The following is an 18,874-nucleotide window of genomic DNA, read 5'->3' on the forward strand; positions in this document are numbered from 1 at the left end:
CCACGGTGGGGCCCCCCCCCCCGCGCCCCCGGGCGCGGCCGGCACGGGGGCTCCACGGACCTGGCCGCCCCCACGGGCCGCGCCCGCCGCGCGGGTCCGCCCCGCGGGGGCCGCGGCGCCCGGCCCGCACGGGCCGGCCCCTCCGGGCGGGTCAGGCCGGGCCCGTACGCCCCGGCCGGGCACCGCAGGTCCCGGTGGACCGCCCGCGGTGGTCGCGCCGCGGGAGAGCGGTGCTCACCGGCGGTCGAGGGCGTCCAGGCCCTCCAGCGCCTCCGTCAGCCACGCCACCCAGAACCGCTCCAGCTCGACCCCGCCCCGCAGCACCAGGTGCCGCAGCCGGTCCGCCTCCGTGTCCCGCTCCGGCGGGAACTGCCGCCGCTCCATCTCCAGGTACTCGTCCAACTGCGCCTGGTGGAGGTCCCGATGGCGGCGCAGCTCGTCCGCCATGCCCTCCGTGCCCACCACGGCCGCGGCGCGCAGGCGCAGCAGCAGCGCGCTGCGGATCGGCTTCGGGTCCTCGGTCCGTCGCGTCCAGTCGGCCAGTTCCGCCCGGCCGGCGGGCAGCACCTCGTACTCCTTCTTCTGCCCGCGGACGGGCGTCGCCGGGGCGGGCAGGGCGCGGATCAGCCCCGCCTGCTCCAGCTTCCCCAACTCCCGGTAGATCTGCTGGTGGGTCGCCGACCAGAAGTAGCCGATCGACCGGTCGAAGCGCCGGGTCAGTTCGAGACCCGAGGACGGCTTCTCGAGCAGAGCGGTGAGGATCGCGTGCGGGAGTGACATGCCCGCATCCTAGGGACCGGCGGACCGCGTCACCCCGGCGGGCGGCCCCGGCCCGGGCGGCCCCGGGCGGGGTGGGGCGACCCGCGCCTACAGCGTCGCCGCCAGGCGCGTGCCCTGGTCGATCGCCCGCTTCGCGTCCAGCTCCGCCGCCACGTCCGCGCCGCCGATCAGATGGGCCCGGACGCCGGCCGCCGCCAGCTCGTCGTACAGGTCGCGGCACGGCTCCTGGCCGGTGCACAGGACCACCGTGTCGACCGGCAGCGTACGGGCCTCGCCGTCGACCGTGATGTGCAGGCCCTCGTCGTCGATGCGTTCGTACGCCGCCCCGGCGACCATCGCCACGCCGCGGTGTTTCAGCTCCGTCCGGTGGATCCACCCGGTCGTCTTGCCCAGGCCGGCGCCCACCTTGGTCGTCTTGCGCTGGAGCAGCGTCACCCGGCGCGGCGGCCTCGGCCGCTGTGGGGCGCGCAGCCCGCCCCGCTCGCCGTACGACGTGTCGACGCCCCACTGGCGGAAGTACGTCTCCGGGTCGAGGCTCGCGCCCTCGCCGCCGTCCGTGAGGTACGCGGCGACGTCGAAGCCGATGCCGCCCGCGCCCAGGATCGCCACCCGCTCACCGACCGGCGCGCCGCCGCGCAGCACGTCCAGGTACCCGACGACGCTCGGGTGGTCGACGCCGTCGACGGCCGGGGTGCGCGGGGTGACACCGGTGGCGACGACCACCTCGTCGTAGCCGTCCAGCATGCCGGCCGAGACGCGCGTGCCGAGCCGCACGTCCACGCCGCGCAGCTCCAGTTGCGTGCGGAAGTAGCGGAGCGTCTCGCCGAACTCCTCCTTGCCCGGCACCCGCTTCGCCACGTTCAGCTGGCCGCCGACCTCCTCGGCGGCGTCGTAGAGCGTGACCTCGTGGCCCCGCTCGGCCGCCGTCACCGCGCAGGCGAGGCCGGCCGGCCCGGCGCCGACCACGGCGATCCGCTTGCGCAGCCGCGTGGGGGAGAGGACCAGCTCCGTCTCGTGGCAGGCCCGCGGGTTGACCAGGCAGGACGTGATCCTGCCGCTGAAGGTGTGGTCCAGGCACGCCTGGTTGCAGCCGATGCAGGTGTTGATGGTCTCCGGACGGCCCCCGCGCGCCTTCGCCACGAAGTCCGGGTCGGCGAGGAACGGCCGGGCCAGCGACACCATGTCGGCGCGTCCGTCCGCCAGGACCTCCTCGGCGACCTCGGGGGTGTTGACGCGGTTGCCGGTGACCAGCGGCACCGACACGGCGCCCATCAGCCGCTTCGTGACCCAGGTGTACGCGGCGCGGGGCACGGAGGTGGCGATGGTCGGGATCCGGGCCTCGTGCCAGCCGATGCCGGTGTTGATGATCGTCGCGCCGGCCGCCTCGATCTCCTTCGCCAGCGCGACCACCTCCTCCAGCGACGAGCCGCCGGGCACCAGGTCCAGCATGGAGAGCCGATAGATCAGGATGAAGTCCTCCCCGACCCGCTCGCGGGTGCGGCGGACGATCTCCAGCGGGAAGCGCGTCCGGTTCTCGTACGAGCCGCCCCACCGGTCGTCGCGGTGGTTGGTCGCGGCGGCGATGAACTCGTTGATCAGGTAGCCCTCGGAGCCCATGATCTCGACGCCGTCGTACCCGGCGGACTTCGCCAGCTCCGCCGTCCGCACGTAGTCCTCGACCGTCTGCTCGACCTCGGCGTCCGTCAGGGCGTGCGGGACGAACGGGCTGATCGGCGCCTGGAGGGCGCTCGGCGCGACCAGCCGGGGGTGGTACGCGTAGCGGCCGAAGTGGAGGATCTGCAGGGCGATCCGCCCGCCCGCCGCGTGCACCGCGTCCGTCACGACGCGGTGCTGCCCCGCCTCCTGCGCGGTGGTGAGCTTGGCGCCGCCGTCGTACGGCCGCCCCGCCTCGTTCGGGGCGATGCCGCCCGTCACGATGAGGGCCGCCCCGCCCCGGGCGCGGGCCGCGTAGAAGGCGGCCATCCGCTCGAAGCCGTTCTCCGCCTCCTCCAGGCCGACGTGCATGGAGCCCATCAGCACCCGGTTGGGCAGGGTGGTGAAGCCCAGGTCGAGCGGGCTCAGCAGGTGCGGGTACGGGGACGGGCTCGGGCTCGGGGTCGGGGTCATGCGGGGCGCCTCCTCGCGCGCGGTGTCATCGCCCCTGTTGTAGACGACCGCGCCCCCGTTGTGCAACAAGTTGCATAATCAGGAGGGCGTGAGCTGCGGCACCCCCGCCCCGCGGCCGGTCACCCCCGCCGGGCGGACCGCGCCCCCCACGCGTCCAGCTCCTCCGGCGTGCCCGGCACCGGCTCGTCGGCGCCCATCAGCCCCCGCGCCCGCAGCAGCCGCGCCACCGCCATCGCCCACGGCCGCCGCAGCCGCGCCGCGTCCAGCAGCTCCGCGTCCCCCAGCAGCTCCTCCACCGGCCCCGCGCGCAGCCCGCCCGGCGTGAGCACCGCCGCGTCGTCCGCCCACCGCAGCGCCAGGTCCACGTCGTGCGTGGCCATCACCACCGTCGTCCCCGACCCCCGCAACCCGTCCAGCGCCGCCAGCAGCCGCTCCTGCCCGTGCGGGTCGAGCCCCGCCGTCGGCTCGTCCAGGATCAGCACCCGGGGCCGCATCGCCACGGCGCCCGCGATGGCCGCCCGCTTCCGCTGCCCGTACGACAGCAGGTGCGTCGGCCGGTCCTCCAGGGCCGTGATGTCCAGCGCCTCCAGCGCCGCCCGCACCCGGGCCCGCACCTCGCCCTCCGGCAGCCCCAGGTTCATCGGCCCGAACGACACGTCCTGCCCCACCGACGCCGCGAACAACTGGTCGTCCGGGTCCTGCACCACCAGTTGCACCGTCGTGCGCAGCCTGGTGAGGCCCTTCCGGTCGTACGCCACGTCCTCACCGGCGACCCGCAGGCGTCCGCTTCGGCACCGCAGCCCGCCGCTGAGCAGCCGCAGCAGCGTCGTCTTGCCGCTTCCGTTGCGGCCCAGCACGGCCAGCGACCGCCCCTCCGGCACGGCGAAGTCGATCCCGGACAGCACGGCGGGACCGTCCTCGTAGGCGAACCCCGCCCCGACCAGCTCGACCACGGCGGGTCCCGGCATCACAGCCACCTCTCCAGTACCAGGGTGAGGGCGACCACCGCCGCCAGCAGCGCCGCCGTCGCGGCGAGGAAACGCCGGTCCACCCGCGCGTCGGGCACCAGCACCCGCAGCGTGCCGTCGTAACCGCGCCCCGCGAGCCCCGTCTGCAACCGCGCCGCCCGGTCGAAGGCCCGCACGAACGCCGTCGCGGCCAGCCCCGCCACCGACCGCCACGCCGCCGCGCGGCCCGCCAGCCCGAGCCGCGCCGCCTGCGCCTGCCGGATCCGCGCCACCGCGTCCAGCAGCAGGAAGCCGATCCGGTACATCACCAGCGCGACGTCCACCACCGGCGCCGGCACCCCGGCCCGCACGAGCCGGGGCAGCACGTCCGACACGGGCGTGGTGAACGCGAACAGCAGCAGCCCCAGCGACGCCGCCGACGTGCGCAGCAACACCTGGCCGGCGTGCACCGGGCCTCCCGGCGCCAGCGCCACGAACCCGGCCGGACCGCCGACCTGGAACAGCAGCGGCACGGCGCCCGTCACGCAGAACCCGAGCGGCAGCCGCCACGCCCGCCACAGCCGGCGCGGCGCCACCCCGGCCGGGCCCAGCAGCACCGCCACCGCCACCGCCATGACCAAGGCCGCGCCCGGCCACGGCGGCAGGGACACCGCGCACCCCGTCAACCCGAAGCCCAGCACGGCCTTCTCGGCCGGATGGCGGCGGCGCCAGCGACTGCCGTGCGCCACCACGTCGATGGGCAGCACCCGCGCTACTCCCCGGACGCCGCGGGCCCGTCGGCCCGGGCGCCGGCCGCGGCACCGCCCCCGCCCCCGGCACCGGCGGAGGCACCGGCCCGGGCCCGCTCCGCGCCCTGCCGCCGGCCGCGCCGCAGCCCGAAGTAGTACGCCAGCACCCCCGCACCGAGCGCCGCCTGCAGGGAGAACAGCGCCGACTCGACCTCCCCGGACGGCGGTTCGTACAGCGGGGTGAACCACGGCTCGTAGTCCGGGGCGTTCTCCGTGATCGCCGTCTCCGCCTGCGCGTCGGCGCCCGCGAACGGCTCCTCCTCGCCCTCGCCGAGACCCAGCGCCAGCGGCAGCACCGCCAGCGCCGCGACCACCAGCAGGATCAGGGCGTTGATCCTCGCGTCACGGCTCATCGGACCGTCGTCCCCTTCGTCGCGCCCGCCGCCGGGAGCACCCCGAGCCGCGCCAACTCGCCCTTGCTGGACTGCCGCAGCAGCCGCATCACCAGGACCGTCAACAGGCCCTCGCTGACCGCGAGCGGCACCTGCGTCACCGCGAAGATCCCCCCGAACTTCGCGAGCGCCCCCGCGAAGCCGCTGCCCGGGTCGGGGAACGCCAGCGCCAGCTGCACGCTCGTCACGCAGTACGTGGACAGGTCCGCGACGAACGCGCCGGAGAACACGGCTCCCATCAGCGGCACACCGGACCGGCGCAGCAGCCGGTACGTCCCGTACCCGGCCCACGGGCCGACGACCGCCATGGAGAAGGCGTTCGCGCCGAGCGTCGTGAGCCCGCCGTGCGCCAGCAGCAGCGCCTGGAACAGCAGGGTGATCGTGCCGAGCACCGCCATGACCGGCGGCCGGAACAGGATGGCGCCCAGCCCCGTACCGGTGGGGTGGGAGCAGCTGCCCGTCACGGACGGGATCTTCAACGCGGACAGGACGAACGTGAACGCCCCCGCCGCGCCGAGCAGCAGCGTCGAATCGGGGTTGGCCCTGACCTCCCGGGTCAGGGCCCGGACACCGTGGACGACGAACGGGGCGGCCGCCACCGTCCAGGCGACCGCGTGCTCCCGGGGCAGGAACCCCTCGGCTATGTGCATGTGGGAAGACCCTCTCCAGCACCTCGTGGATGGACAACGCGCCTTGGCCGGTCTCCTGGCTGACGGGTCGTACCGCCTCGGCTCCGCCTTCCCGGACGCCGCGGTCTCCCGCGGCGGTCCAGTGGCTTCCCCGCCTTCGCGGGGGGTGGAGCCGGACTTCCCGATCACAGTGGCGAGGGCCGCACCGGTTTCACACCGGTTTCCCGTACACCAAGGCCCTGCGACAGTAGTGCGTTGTCCTGCCCCCTCACAACCGCGTCCCGGTCACGCCTTGCGGTACTGGTACGCCTCTGAGGCCGCGGCCTCCACCGCTTCGAGTCCGCCGCCCGCCGCCGCGGTGACCACGGCCGCGACCGCGCCCTCCACGAGCGGCGCGTCCACCAGTCGCGTCCCCTCCGGCAGCTCGTCGCCCTCGGCGAGCAGCGCCTTCACCGTCAGGACGGCGCTGCCCAGGTCCACGAGCACCGCCACGCCGGCGCCCCGGTCCACCTCGTGCGCCGCCCGGGCGATCAGCTCCGCGTCGGTGCCGAGCCCGCCGTCCGGACCGCCGCCCGCCGCCGCCACCGGCACCCCGGCCGCCCCACCGGCCAGGCCGCGCGCCAACTCCACGACGGCCGCGGCGACCTGGGCGCTGTGCGAGACGAGGACGATCCCGACCGGCCCGCCCGCTTTCGCCGTGCCCGCCCCGGTCACGCGGCCACCTCCTCGAGCGCCGCGAACAGCAGTGCCGACGAGGTGGCACCCGGGTCCTGGTGACCGACCGACCGCTCCCCGAGGTAGCTGGCCCGCCCCTTGCGGGCGAGCATCGGCACGGTCGCCGCCGCGCCCTCGGCGGCGGCCCGCGCGGCCACCGCGAAGTCGCCGCCCCGCCCGAGCGCGTCGACACCGGGCTCCAGCGCGTCCAGCATCGTCTTGTCCCCGGCCGCCGCCCCGCCGAGCTGAGCCACCGCCGCGACGCCCGCGCCGAGCGCCTCGGCGAGGGCCTGCGGCGTCACCTCGGCGGCGTCGCCCAGCGCCTTGCCCGCGCGGCGCAGCAGCGTCCCGTACAGCGGGCCGGACGCCCCGCCGACCGTCGAGACCAGCCGCCGCCCCGCGACCAGCAGCACCGCGCCCGGCGTGGGCTGCGGCTCCGCCTCCAGCGCCGCCGTCACCGCCGCGAAGCCGCGCCGCATGTTCGCCCCGTGATCGGCGTCGCCGATCGTGGAGTCCAGGTCGGTGAGGCGGTCGGCCTCCCGGTCCACGGCCGCCGCGGCGGCGGCCATCCACCGCTGGAAGAACCCGGCGTCCAACACGGCGCTCACCGCCCCCACCGCAGCGCCGGAGTCTGCACGGGCGCGTCCCACAGCCGCAGCAGCTCCTCGTCGGCCTGACACACCGTCACCGATGCGCCCGCCATGTCCAACGACGTCACGTAGTTCCCGATGAGCGTCCGCGCCACGGGCACCCCGCGCTCCCCGAGGACCCGGTGCACCTCGGCCCCGAAGCCGTACAGCTCCAGCAGCGGAGTCCCGCCCATCCCGTTGACCAGCAGTATCACCGGCCCGGACGGGTCCAGGTCGTCGAGTACGGCGTCCACGGCGGCGTCGGCGATCTCCCGCGCCGTCATCATCGGCCGCCGCTCCCGCCCCGGCTCGCCGTGGATGCCGACGCCCCACTCCAGTTCGCCGGGCGGCAGGTCGAACGTGGGGCCGCCCTTCGCGGGCGTACTGCACGCGCTCAGCGCCACCGCGAAGCTCCGCGACGCGGCGTTCACCCGCCGGGCGACCGCCTCGACCCGCTCCAGCGGCGCGCCCTCGTCGGCCGCCGCCCCCGCGATCTTCTCCACGAACAGCGTCGCCCCGGTCCCGCGCCGCCCGGCCGTGTGCAGGCCGTCCGGCACGGCCACGTCGTCGTCGACGAGGACCTTGGCGACCTGGACGCCCTCGTCCTCGGCGAGTTCCGCCGCCATGTCGAAGTTCAGTACGTCACCGGTGTAGTTCTTCACGACGAACAGCACCCCCGCGCCGCTGTCCACCGCGGCCGCGGCCCGCACCATCTGGTCCGGGACGGGCGAGGTGAAGACCTCTCCCGGACAGGCCGCGGAGAGCATCCCGGGCCCCACGAACCCGGCGTGCAACGGCTCGTGCCCCGACCCGCCCCCCGAGACGAGCGCCACCTTCCCGGCCACGGGCGCGTCCCGCCGCACCACGATCCGGTTCTCGACGTCCACGGTGAGCTCCGGATGCGCGGCCGCGAACCCCCGCAGGGCGTCGGCGACCACGGTCTCGGGCACATTGATCAGCATTTTCAACGGTGCCTCCCGGCAAGGTTGTCTCGTAGGGGAGCGGGCGTGTCCTCACAGCCCGGGGGCTGCTCCGCGAGAGGCGGGTCCTGGCGGTCCACGGCCCTCGGGGGCGGGTCCCCGGCGGGGCTGGTCCGACTCTATGCCGAGTCGCCTGACATGGCATCAAGTAAAGGGGCGGGAGCGCCGGTCCGTTCGAAGCACCGCGTCGAGCGGGGGCGCACCGTACGAAGGGTCCTTCCGGTCACGGACCCGCCGGGCGGCCGCAAGGCGGCCGTCCGTCCCGCACGCCCTCCTCGGGGCGCGTGGAGGCGGGCACGCCCACGGGAGGTGAGCCCCCGGTGGCGCGACGGGCCGGCCGCCGGACGCGGGGAGGCCCGGCAACGGCCGGGGGCGGCCGGGCGGTTCGGGCGCGGCGGGACGGACGCGGTGGCACCGGAGGACCGCCGCTCGGGGACGACCCGCGCGAAGGGCCGCGGTTCCGAGAGGACCGGGGCGCGGCGGGCCCCGGGGGTTCCGGAGGGGCGCCGGGCGCCCCGGCCGACGGTTCCCCCGCGGGCGCGTCCGCGTGAAGGACGGCGGCACGGCCTCCGTGTGGACGGCCCGGTGTGCTCTCACGGTCACCCGCCACCGGCCGGGCCGGACAACCGGCGCCCCGGAGCGCGCACGCGGGACTTCAGAGCGCGCACGCGGTGCCCCCGGAGCGCGTCGCGCGCCGCGGGGACACCGCCGCGCCGGGGTGAGGACGCAGAGCGCCGCGCGCACCGCCCCGTGCGGCCGGTCCCGGGCCCCGCGCGACCGGTCGCGGTCGGTTCCGGCGCGGGAGCGGAGGCCCACGCCGTCGGCAGGGGGAGCCAGGACCCCGGCCGCCGGCTCCGGCCGGGCGGACCGCGCCCTCGACGCCGGTCGTACGCCTCCCGCCCCGCCCTCCCCGCTGCGACCGGCGACCCGGCCGCCCCGCGCGCCCTCCCCTCCTCCGGACCGGCCGTGCCCGCCCTCCAGGGTTCCCGGCGCCCGCGCCGCGTCCTCGCCCCGCGCGGCCTTCCGGTGAGGTCGCGGTGGCGACACGGCGCCCCGCCCCCGGTGTCCCGCCACGTCCGGCGCCCCGCCTCCGGCGTCCCGGCGCGCCCGCCACCACGGCGGCGGTGCCCGGCGGGACCGGGGGCGGACGGCGGGGAGAGCCGGGGCCGGGCCTCCCCGCGCCGGGCACGGACCGCGCCCCCGCCGGGCCCGCGGGCCCGGGAGCCGTACGCCGGCCGGGTGGTGGCGCAGGGGGCGCGCCCGGGAGGCGGGCCGGGGGCCGCCGACGCACAGTGAGGGTATGACGGACCACGACAAGCCGGCAGCGGCGGCGGCGGTGCGGGGTCTCGATCCCGTGATCTCACTCGCCATGTGCGTGCAGGCGGGGCCCGGCGTGTACGCCCTGCTGCTGGGCGCGGGCATGTCGCGGGACGCCGGCGTGCCCACGGGATGGGAGATCGTCACGGACCTGGTGCGCCGGGCCGCCATCGCCCGGGGCGCGGACGTGCGGCTCGCCGTCACCGACCCCGAAGCCTGGTGGGCCCGCCACGGGGACGGAGGACCGCTCGGCTACTCCGCCCTGCTGGAGGCGCTCGGCGGCACCCCGGCCGCCCGGCACAAACTGCTGCGCGGCTACTTCGAGCCGGACGACGAGGACCGGCAGGAGGGGCTCAAACGGCCCGGGGTGGCGCACCACGCGGTGGCCCAACTGGTGGCGCGGGGCTGGGTGCGCGTGGTGCTGACCACCAACTTCGACCGGCTCACCGAGCAGGCGCTGGAAGCCGCGGGGGTGCAGCCGCAGGTCATCCACAGCCCCAACAGCCTCCCCGGGATGACACCGCTGGCGCACGCCCGGGCCACGGTCGTCAAACTGCACGGCGACCTGACCGACCTGGAGGCCCGCAACACCGAGCGCGAGCTGGAGGAGTACCCGGCCGCCTGGGCCGGCCTGGTGGACCAGGTGCTCGACGAGTACGGACTGATCGTCTGCGGCTGGTCGGCCCAGTGGGACCGCGCGCTGGTCGCCTGCCTCGAACGTCGCGCCACGCGCCGCTATCCCGTGTTCTGGGCCGTCCCGCACGGCCCCCGGGGCAAGGCCGCGGAGCTCGTCGCCCGCAACGAGGCCGTGGTGATCCAGGGCCTGACGGCCAGGGAGTTCTTCCCCGGCCTCCTGACCCGGGTCGAGGCCCTGGAACACCTGGCGGCGCCCGCGCCGACCCGGGAACTGTCCGTGGCGCGCCTCAAACGCGCCCTGCCCGACCCGGTCCGCCGCATCGAGCTGCACGAGCTGGTGGACGCCGAGGCGATGCGCGTCGTGGAACGCCTCGCGGACGGCCGCCGCTACCCGCCCGTCGAGCGGGCCGCGGGCCCGGAGGCGTACCGGGAGAGGCTGGAGCGGTACCAGAGCGACTGCGACACGCTGCTGCACCTGATGGCCGTCGGCGCGTTCCACGACGAGGCCGGGACGCACGCGCGGGTGTGGGTGCGCGCGCTCCAGCGACTGCTGAACGTGCGCGGGGACGGCGGTGGCGAGCCGGGCGCCGCACTGCACCTGTACCCGGCCCTGCTCGCCCTGTCCGCCGCCGGCAGCGCCGCCGTCCTGGCCGGCCGCGACGACCTGCTGGGCCGGTTGCTGCTCGAACCGGTCCTCGCCCACCCCTCCGCGACCCACCCCGGTTCCCGCCGGACCTCCACCGACCCCAAGCCCGCCGTGCTGGCCCTGCGCACGGGGGAAGTCCTCGGCGCCGGCGAACTCCTCAACGCCCTCCTGGACGAGCCGTACCCGCCGCCGCTCGCCCAGACGTCACACAGCACGTGGCTGCGCGAACGGCTGCGGGAGGCGCTCGCCGAACCGGCCGCCGGCAGCGACCGCGCGATCTCCGACGCGTTCGACCACTACGAGTACCTCACCGTGCTCCTCCAGGTGGACCTCTCGGAACCCCCGATGACGCTGGGCGAGTTCACCCTTCCGGACCGCTGGGACGGCGAAGGGCGGCTCCGTGTCGCCGCGCGCGTGCAGGCCCGTTTCTCCGAGTCCTGGCCCATGCTCCGCAGCGGCGCGTTCGACGGCGAGATCCAACGGGCCCACACGGCCGCGGCCGTCGTGGACGTCCTGTGCGTCCAGAGCTACATGGAGGTGGTGGGACGGGAGCCGTTCCGCTGACACGGCGGGCGCCCCCGCGGCCGGCTCCGGCGGCGGGGGCGCGGGAGCCGACCGCGAAGGCACCCGCCGAGGCGGGGTGGTGTCGGGCGGCTACGACCGGCCGGCGGCCTCCTCGATGGCGTTGTGGAACAGGCAGAGCTTGGCGTCCTCGGCGAGGAAGTACTTGTCGACCTTGTAGGCGATGGTGGCGAAGTCGAGCCGGCCGTCGCCGTCGAAGTCGGCGATGGCGATCCTCGCGGCGCTGTCCGAGGACACCCGCCACTTGGTGAACACACCGGCGGCGATGTCCAGCACCTTGTAGTAGAAGACGCCCTGCCAGGGGTACGGCCCGCGCAGCGCGACCAGGAACTCGTCGTCGCCGTCGTTGTCGAAGTCCGCGCAGACGATCTGGTGGCTCGGGCCCTCGCCGAGTTCGTTGGGGTCGCCGAAGACGTCCAGGACGATCCGGCGCCAGGTCGCCTCGGCCACCGGGGTGCCGGGCCGTTCCTTGACGTACGCCGCCACGGTGTTGCCGTGGAAGGGCTCGGTGGCCACGACGTACGCGTGCGGGTCGTTCCCGATCCGTCCGGCGCCGACGTCGCCGCTGCCCTTGAATCCGGTCTGGTCGAACCGCTCCTGTTCGCCGGAGCCGACGCGCGTGGTGGTGAACCGGTGCTCGCGCTCGTCGTAGTGGAGCCAGGTCACGCCCTCCTCGGTGGCGAGCAGGATCGAGTCGAGGTGTCCGTGGCCGGGCAGCGGGTTCTTCTGGATCTCCACCCCGTGGATCATGCGGAAGTGGGTGCCGTCGATGACGCGCTTGTCCCAGGGCTGGCGGACGTCGCCGCCGGGGCTGAACAGCACGACGGGGACGAGGGCGTGGACGTGCCGGGCCCCCACGGTCGGCAGGGCCATCAGTTCGAGCTTGCGGGTCTGGGTGAAGTGGCCGAGGCGCAGCCGGTGCATGGCGGTCTCACGGCCGATGTAGTGGCGCTTCCAGCGCGCTTCGTAGTCGGGTCCGCCGGTGTTCTCGATCCAGTCGATCTTCCCGCCCCGGGGGTCGGGGTCGTCGATGCGGCCGCCCGGGCCGTACAGCTCGTAGCAGACCACGACGTCGGGGTGGCCGTTGCCGGAGATGTCCCCCCAGTGGGCGCCGATCGGCATGTGGAAGCCGTCGGCGACCAGCCGCCGCTGCCAGTCGGGATTCCGGTACCAGTAGAGCTCGCCGAGGTACAGCCCGTGCCCGACCAGGTCGGGCCGGCCGTCGCCGTCGATGTCGGGGGCCTCCAGCCAGTAGCCCTCGTTGAGGTTGTCCTCCAGGACCTCGCGGGTGAACCGGGGGAGGCGGATGTTCAGGGGGGTGCTCGCGCCCATGGGAGGTGCCTTCCGGTGAGGGGTGCGGTCGGATCGGGTCAGCCGAGGGCCCGGGCCAGGTAGGCGCGGGCGGTCTGGGCGTGGTGCAGCGGCGGGTGCCCGGCGTGCGGGTCCTGTTCGGCCTCCACCACCAGCCAGCCCCGGTAGGACTCGCCCGGGCGGAGGGCCTTGAGGACGGCGTCGAAGTCGACGCCGCCGTCGCTGTCGCCGGGCACGGTGAAGATGCCCGCCTCGATGTACTCGCGGAAGCTGCCGTCGGCCAGGGTGCGGTCCGCGTGGACGTCGCTGCGGACGTTCTTCAGGTGGACGTGCGCGATGCGGTCGCGGTGGCGTTCGATGACTCCCGTCAGGTCGGCCCCCGCCCAGGTGAGGTGGCCGGTGTCCAGCAGGAGGCCGACGTGGCGCGGGTCGGTGTGCCGCATGAGCCGGTCGACGTCCTGCTCGGTCTGGACGCCGGTGCCCATGTGGGGGTGGTAGGCCAGGGTGAAGCCCTGGCTCGCGGTGATCTCGCCGAGCTTGTCCAGCCCTTCGCACAGGTCGGCCCACTGCTCGTCGGTGAACTCCGGTTTGTTGCAGCGCAGGCTGAGCGCCTGGAGGTGGGCGGACCCGCCGAACTCGGCGACGCCGATGACGCTGGTCCGCACCGGGGGGTCGCCCTCGTTGAACCGCTTCAGGAACTCCAGCACCTTCAGCAGCTCGCGGGCGGTGCGCCCGGAGCCGTCGGGCACGGTGAAGTACGTGCTCACCCACGGTTCGCTCACGCTGAGGCCGCGCAGGTGCATCGCGGCGATCAGCGCGTCGACGTCGGTGGTGAAGGTGTGGCCGATGCTGCACCCCTCGAAGCCGGCGAGCGCGATCTCGCTGAGGCACTGCTCCATGGGGATGTCGTTGCCGATGAGCGGGAAGTCGTCGTTGGTCCAGCAGGTGGGGGTGATGCCCAGGTGGATGCCCTCCGGGCGCGCAGTGGTCTGTACCGGCATGGTGGGGTCCAGGGGTCGGGGGTCAGTGTCCGGGGTGGCCCTTGACGATGGCGTCGACCGCGTGCAGCGCCATGGCGACGCTGGTGAGGGTGGGGTTGGACGCGTTGCCGAAGGGGTGCAGGCCGTTGCCGCCGAGGTAGAGGTTGTCGACGTGCCACACCTTGGAGTACTCGTCGACGACGCTGTCCAGCGGGCTCCTGCCCATGCGGGTGGTGCCCGCGATGTGCAGGGGCAGGCCCGGGGTGAGGAAGACGGGCTCCGAGCCGGGCATGAAGCCGCCCAGCACGGCGGCGGTGCGCAGCATGTGCTCGTTCATGCGGTCCGTCTCCTTCCGTTCGGCCTCGTCGAGGCAGAAGCGGAAGGTGGGCTGCGGCATGTCGAAGGTGTCGCGGAGCCGGCGCGAGAAGGTGACCCTGTTCTCCGGGTGGGGCCGGGAGATGCCGAACCAGCGCAGGTCGACGATGAGCCGGGGGTCGACGTTGGGCGGTACGGCGCCGTAGGTGAAGGCGTCCCGGTGGATCTGGCAGTGCCAGGGGCGCCCGTCGGTCACCAGCAGGGCCAGGTTCGGGTCCCGTTCCGTGGGGGGGAAGGGCACCGGGTCGGCGGTCTTGTCGCCGGAGCGCAGCCGCTTCAACTGGGCGGCGCGGTACTGGGCGACCCGGTCGGCGGCGGCCCCGGCCGGACCGCCACCGCTGTTGCCGTCGCCGTCGCCGGAGGCGGAGCGCAGGATCTCCTCGACGTGGTCCATGTGCGCCTGCTGCAGCACCACCTGGCAGAACGACATGGGCTGTTCGGTCAGGTAGCGGCCGAGCGCGGGCAGGGTGACGCCCGAGTTGAACAGCAGTTGCGGCGTCGGGACGGCGCCGCAGGCCACCACGTAGGTGTCGGCCCGCAGCCGCACCTCCTCGCGCACGTCGCGCAGGTTGCGCACCACGGCGTACCGGACCTGCTGCTCCTTGCCCGAACCGGTGATCTCCAGCCGGACGCACTGGTGCTCGGGCAGCAGCGTGAACGAGCCCCGCGGCGGTGTGTGGGCGGGGTCGGCCAGGTCGCCGAGGACGGTGTCGGCGGCCGACCACGTCACCGCCGAGGTCCGGGCGGAGTCGGCGCGGTCGCTGACCGCGAGGGGCAGTTCGGTGATGTCGGCGAACTCCTCCCCGGCCCGCTGCAGCACCTGCTTGACCAGCAGGTGCCGGGCGGAGGAGGCGAAGACGGAGGTGCTCCGGGCGAGCAGGGACTCCGCCGCGTCGTAGAGCCGGTCCATCTGCTTCTCGTCGATGGGGTAGTCCTGGCCGCCGTACCGCCGTTCCACCTCGGGGTGGAAGCGGGGCACCGCGCAGGTCCAGTGGGTGGCCATGCCGCCCACCGCGTACGTGGCCGCCGCCGCGGGCAGGTTGAGGTGCTTGCGCTGCTCCGGGTTCTGGTTGCGCATCGAGAAACCGGCGTACTTCTCCGGGTCGTAGGAGAACGCCGACGGGTCGAGCGTGAGCACCGGTTCCCTGTTGGTGGCGGTCGACAGGGGGAGCAGGTTGCCCCTGATGACGGAGACGAACAGGTCGATGTTCTTCTGGAACAAGTAGCTGTTCTTGAGGTGCTCGCCGTAGCGGCGGGACAGCTGGGCCCCGGCGTCGATCATCAGGACGCTCCCGCCCGCGTCCACCAGCCTGCGGGCGAAGGCGCATCCGACGGGGCCGCTGCCGATGACCAGCACGTCGGCCTCGCGGGAGACGGGCGCGTCGATGTCGTTCATGGACGTCCTTTCGGCCTGGCCGCGTCAGCGGCGCGGGCGGCTGCCGTGTGCGGCCGGTGCGGCGGCCCCGGACCCGGCGTGCGGGCTGTCGACGGCGGTGATGTCCGTCGTGCCGCTGAGCCACAGGGCGCTGTTGACGAGGCCGACCATGCTGAACGCCTGCGGCGTGTTGCCGAGGTGCCGGCCGGTGGCCGGGTCGTACTCCTCCGCGAGGAGCCCCACGTCGTTGCGCAGGCCGAGGAGCCGGTCGAACAGCTCCAGGGCCTCCTGCCGGCGGCCGGTGCCGTGCAGCGCGTCGACGAGCCAGAACGTGCAGACCAGGAAGGTGGCCTCGGAACCCGGCAGGCCGTCCACGCCGCCGTCCGCCTCCGGCCGGTAGCGCCGCAGGAAACCGTTCTCGCTCAGCTCCCGGCACACCGTGTCGACGGTGCCGCGGATCCGCGGGTCCCCCCAGGGCAGGAAGCCGACGCGCGGCAGGAGCAGGAGGGCGGCGTCCACCCCCTTCGACCCGTAGAACTGGGTGAAGGTGTTCCGCTCGGCGTCGAAGCCCCGCTCGCAGACCTCCTCGTGGACGCGGTCGCGCAGCGCCGCCCAGCGGTCCGCCGAGCCCCGGCACCCGTGGTGCAGCACCGAGCGCACCGCCCGGTCCAGGCCGGCCCACGCCATCACCTTCGAGTGCACGAAGTGGCGCGGTTCGCCGCGGACCTCCCACAGGCTGAGGTCGGGCTCCCGCCAGTTGCCCTCCAGGAAGTCCAGCAGGGCCCGCTGCATGTTCCAGGCCGTGTCGCTGGCGGCCATTCCGGCCTCACGACCGACGTAGAGGGATTCGAGGACCTCTCCCCACACGTCCAGTTGGAACTGGCGGGTGGCGGCGTTGCCGACCCGGACGGGGAGCGAGCCCTCGTACCCGGAGAGCCAGTCCAGCTCGTACTCGGGCAGTCGCCAGGTACCGTCGAGGCCGTACATGATCTGCAGGTCGGCGGGGTTGCCGGCGACCGCGCGCAGCAGCCAGTCCCGCCACCGGGTCGCCTCCTCCAGGTAACCGGTGGCGATGAGCGCCTGGAGCGTGAACGTGGCGTCGCGCAGCCAGCAGTAGCGGTAGTCCCAGTTCCGCGAGCCGCCGAGCTGCTCGGGCAGCGAGGTGGTGGCCGCGGCGAGGATGCCCCCGGTGGGCTGGTACGTCAGCGCTTTGAGGGTGATCAGGGAGCGCCGCACCGCGTCGTCCCACCGGCCGCGGTAGCCGCACCGGCTCGTCCAGCCCCGCCAGAACCGCTCGGTGGCCTCGATGGCCGGCAGCGCCTCGACCGGCGTGAGGGGGCTGACGAGGTGGGACGGCTTGTAGGTCAGGACGAAGGGCACCTGCTGGCCGGCCTCGACGGTGAACTCCGCCCGGGTGGTCATGTTCTCGCCGTACACCTCCACCGGGGTGTGCAGCCAGAACGCGTCCGGCCCGGCCACGGCCCGCAGTCCGTTGCCCGCGCGGTACACCCACGGGACGATCCGGCCGTAGTCGGGACGCAGCCGCAGGTCCATCCGCATGGCCACACGCCCGCTGAGGCCCTCGACCAGGCGCACCACGTCGGCGGCTTCGCCCCGCAGCGGCATGCAGTCCACGACGCGCACGCCGCCGTCGGCGGTGTGCCACTCGGTCTCCAGGACCAGGGTGTCGTCCCGGTACCGGCGCCGTGTCGCGGGGCCGCCCCCCGCCGGGGCCAGCAGCCACCGGCCGGCGCTGTCGTCGTGCAGCAGCGCGGCGAAACACGCCGGGGAGTCGAACCTGGGCAGGCACAACCAGTCGATCGACCCGTCGCGTCCCACCAGCGCACCCGAGTGCAGGTCGCCGACGAAGGCGTAGTCCTCGATGGCACTGACCATTCCGACGCTCCCTCGCACCGGCCGGCGGCCCGCGCCTTCGACCACCGTGCGCGCTGCGCACGGCGTCGGCGCGGCGGGTCACCACCGGGGCCCACGCGCTGCCGGTTCCCGACGCGTCCCGGCCCGGGGCCGGAACGGGCGCACGGCGGGCGGAACGGCACGTGAGCGGATGGTTGATGGATGTATCGCCCGGGGACGCGTGCCGGGCGTACGCCGCGTACTCGCGGACGGGTGACGGCCCGGGCGCGTGCGTGGGCACCTCGTCCAGCGTGGCACAGAGCGGGCGCGGGCGCGATTCGTCACCGTCGCGGCCGGCCGGCCTCCGCCGCCGGTGGGCCCGCCGGTTCTCCGGCCGGGGCCCGCGTGGGGTCTCGCCGACGCCGGGGGACGGCCCCGGCCACCACGTCGCCGTGCCAGCCGCGTCCCTCGCCGGGCGGCCGTGCGCACGGCTCCCCGGGCGGCACGCCTAGCGGACCCCGCCGGTCCCCGCCGCCGGTACCGGCCGCCGGAGCAGGTAGACGCCCGCGGTCGACACCAGGAGGGCCATGCACGCGATGAACACCAGCCCGGCGCCCTCCAGGCCGATCGGCCCGGCCAACAGCCCCACACCGATGACCGGCACCGAGATGCCCACGTAGGCCACCACGAACAGCGCCGAGATCACGGCCGCCCGCCGGTCCGCCCCGGTCACCTCGACGATCGCGGACACCGCCCCGCGGAACGCCAGCCCCTGCCCGCCCCCGCCGACGACCGCGCTCAGCACCACCAGCGGCAACAGATCCCACCACAACGCGCCCGCCAGCAGCACCAGCCCGGCGAGGAGCGCGGCGCAGCCCAGGGGCAGCGACCGGCCCACGCCGACCCGGCCGACGGCCAGTTGCCCGGCGGTCGAGGCGAAGAAGGCCAGCGCGACGACCAGTCCGCTCACCGCGCGGTTGTGCACGCCCAGGGACTGGGCGAGGAAGGACGGGCTGACCGACGTGAACACCCCGAACAGGGCGAACCCCACGAAGGAGGCGGCCGCCGCGGGCCCGAAGACCGCCCGCACCCGCGGGGGCAGGCCGGGCCGCTGCGGCCGTACGGTGCTCAGCGGCCGCCGCTCCCGCACGGTCTCCGGGAGCCACAGCAGGACGGCGGCCGAGCAGGCCACCAGGGCGAGGTGAACGGCGAACGGCAGGTACAGCGGCCAGTCGGCGTACTGCGCGAGCACCCCGGCGAGCAGCGGACCGCAGCCCAGCCCGCCCATGTTCGCGGCGGTCGCCACGAACGTGGCCCGCGCGGCGCCGCCGCGCGGCGCCGTCTCCATCACGTACGCCGTGGCGGCCCCGGTGAACAGGCCGGCGGACAGCCCCGACAGCAGCCGCCCCGCGTACAGCCAGCCCAGCGCGGTGGCGAAGAGGAAGCAGAGGGCGCTCGCGGTCGCGAACCCCAGGCCCCACGCGAGCACCGGACGCCTGCCCACGGCGTCCGAGGCGTTGCCCGCCAGCAGCAGCACTCCGATGACTCCGACGGCGTAGACGGCGTACACGACGGTGATCGTGAGGTCGGAGAAGTCGAACTTCTGCTGGTAGAGGCCGTAGAGAGGGGTCGGCAGCGTCGTACCGGCCATGCAGACGGCGAACACCGCCCCGCTGAGCAGGCACCGCCGCCAGCCCCGAAGACCACCGTCCATACCGCCGACGGTAATCGCGCCCCGCGCCCCCCGCAGCCCGGCGCGCGGCCGCATCCGGGCCCGGGCCCGGGGCGGCG

15 protein-coding genes and 1 riboswitch are annotated in these 18,874 nt (G+C 75.0%); of the genes, 1 reads left to right on the forward strand and 14 read right to left on the reverse strand.

Features of this window, described 5'->3' with window-relative positions:
• Positions 1–234: 234 nt before the first annotated feature.
• The 9 genes from RND61_RS15615 to dhaK form a co-directional block, all read right to left on the reverse strand.
• Positions 235–780 (reverse strand): PadR family transcriptional regulator, encoded by a 546-nt coding sequence (locus RND61_RS15615; RefSeq protein ID WP_315878550.1) that lies wholly within the window; start codon positions 778–780, stop codon positions 235–237.
• 87 nt (positions 781–867) lie between these two features.
• Positions 868–2,907, reverse strand: coding sequence for an NADPH-dependent 2,4-dienoyl-CoA reductase (locus RND61_RS15620; RefSeq protein WP_315878551.1), 2,040 nt, complete (start codon positions 2,905–2,907; stop codon positions 868–870).
• A gap of 119 nt (positions 2,908–3,026) precedes the next feature.
• Positions 3,027–3,875, reverse strand: coding sequence for an energy-coupling factor ABC transporter ATP-binding protein (locus RND61_RS15625; protein ID WP_315878552.1), 849 nt, complete (start codon positions 3,873–3,875; stop codon positions 3,027–3,029).
• A complete protein-coding gene (cbiQ, locus tag RND61_RS15630; protein WP_315878553.1) occupies positions 3,875–4,621 on the reverse strand; it encodes a cobalt ECF transporter T component CbiQ in 747 nt (248 codons plus the stop codon). The genes RND61_RS15625 and cbiQ overlap by 1 nt, the downstream gene beginning before the upstream one ends.
• Before the next feature lie 5 nt (positions 4,622–4,626).
• On the reverse strand, positions 4,627–5,016 hold the full coding sequence (locus RND61_RS15635) for an energy-coupling factor ABC transporter substrate-binding protein (protein WP_315878554.1): 390 nt from the start codon (positions 5,014–5,016) through the stop codon (positions 4,627–4,629).
• A complete protein-coding gene (locus tag RND61_RS15640; RefSeq protein WP_315878555.1) occupies positions 5,013–5,705 on the reverse strand; it encodes an energy-coupling factor ABC transporter permease in 693 nt (230 codons plus the stop codon). The genes RND61_RS15635 and RND61_RS15640 overlap by 4 nt, the downstream gene beginning before the upstream one ends.
• A 28-nt stretch (positions 5,706–5,733) precedes the next feature.
• Positions 5,734–5,935: riboswitch (cobalamin riboswitch) on the reverse strand.
• Positions 5,936–5,969: 34 nt separating this feature from the next.
• Positions 5,970–6,398, reverse strand: a complete 429-nt coding sequence (locus RND61_RS15645; protein WP_315878556.1) for a PTS sugar transporter subunit IIA domain-containing protein — start codon at positions 6,396–6,398, stop codon at positions 5,970–5,972.
• Positions 6,395–6,997, reverse strand: coding sequence for a dihydroxyacetone kinase subunit DhaL (gene dhaL / locus RND61_RS15650; protein ID WP_315878640.1), 603 nt, complete (start codon positions 6,995–6,997; stop codon positions 6,395–6,397). Before dhaL ends, RND61_RS15645 begins: the two co-directional genes overlap by 4 nt.
• 5 nt (positions 6,998–7,002) lie before the next feature.
• A complete protein-coding gene (gene dhaK, locus RND61_RS15655; protein ID WP_315878557.1) occupies positions 7,003–7,995 on the reverse strand; it encodes a dihydroxyacetone kinase subunit DhaK in 993 nt (330 codons plus the stop codon).
• A gap of 1,312 nt (positions 7,996–9,307) precedes the next feature.
• On the opposite strand from dhaK, the gene RND61_RS15660 reads away from it, so the two are divergent.
• Positions 9,308–11,170, forward strand: a complete 1,863-nt coding sequence (locus tag RND61_RS15660) for an SIR2 family protein (protein ID WP_315878558.1) — start codon at positions 9,308–9,310, stop codon at positions 11,168–11,170.
• A 90-nt stretch (positions 11,171–11,260) separates the two neighbouring features.
• Here the strand turns inward: RND61_RS15660 and RND61_RS15665 are convergent, their stop codons facing one another.
• From RND61_RS15665 to RND61_RS15685, 5 genes are all read right to left on the reverse strand, one after another.
• The gene (locus tag RND61_RS15665; protein ID WP_315878559.1) at positions 11,261–12,520 is read right to left on the reverse strand and encodes an FG-GAP repeat domain-containing protein; all 1,260 of its coding nucleotides are present in this window, start codon (positions 12,518–12,520) and stop codon (positions 11,261–11,263) included.
• A 38-nt stretch (positions 12,521–12,558) separates the two neighbouring features.
• Positions 12,559–13,500 carry a myo-inosose-2 dehydratase gene (gene iolE, locus RND61_RS15670; RefSeq protein ID WP_315878560.1) on the reverse strand — a complete coding sequence of 314 codons (942 nt, stop codon included), beginning with the start codon at positions 13,498–13,500 and terminating at the stop codon, positions 12,559–12,561.
• Positions 13,501–13,522: 22 nt separating this feature from the next.
• Complete coding sequence (locus RND61_RS15675; RefSeq protein ID WP_315878561.1) at positions 13,523–15,250, reverse strand: GMC oxidoreductase; 1,728 nt, start codon at positions 15,248–15,250, stop codon at positions 13,523–13,525.
• A gap of 24 nt (positions 15,251–15,274) precedes the next feature.
• Positions 15,275–17,125 carry a glycoside hydrolase family 15 protein gene (locus RND61_RS15680; RefSeq protein ID WP_315878562.1) on the reverse strand — a complete coding sequence of 617 codons (1,851 nt, stop codon included), beginning with the start codon at positions 17,123–17,125 and terminating at the stop codon, positions 15,275–15,277.
• 466 nt (positions 17,126–17,591) lie between these two features.
• Positions 17,592–18,797, reverse strand: coding sequence for an MFS transporter (locus RND61_RS15685; protein ID WP_315878563.1), 1,206 nt, complete (start codon positions 18,795–18,797; stop codon positions 17,592–17,594).
• Positions 18,798–18,874: the final 77 nt, after the last annotated feature.

This window comes from Streptomyces tamarix, assembly GCF_032423885.1.
Classification (GTDB): Bacteria; Actinomycetota; Actinomycetes; order Streptomycetales; family Streptomycetaceae; genus Streptomyces; species Streptomyces tamarix.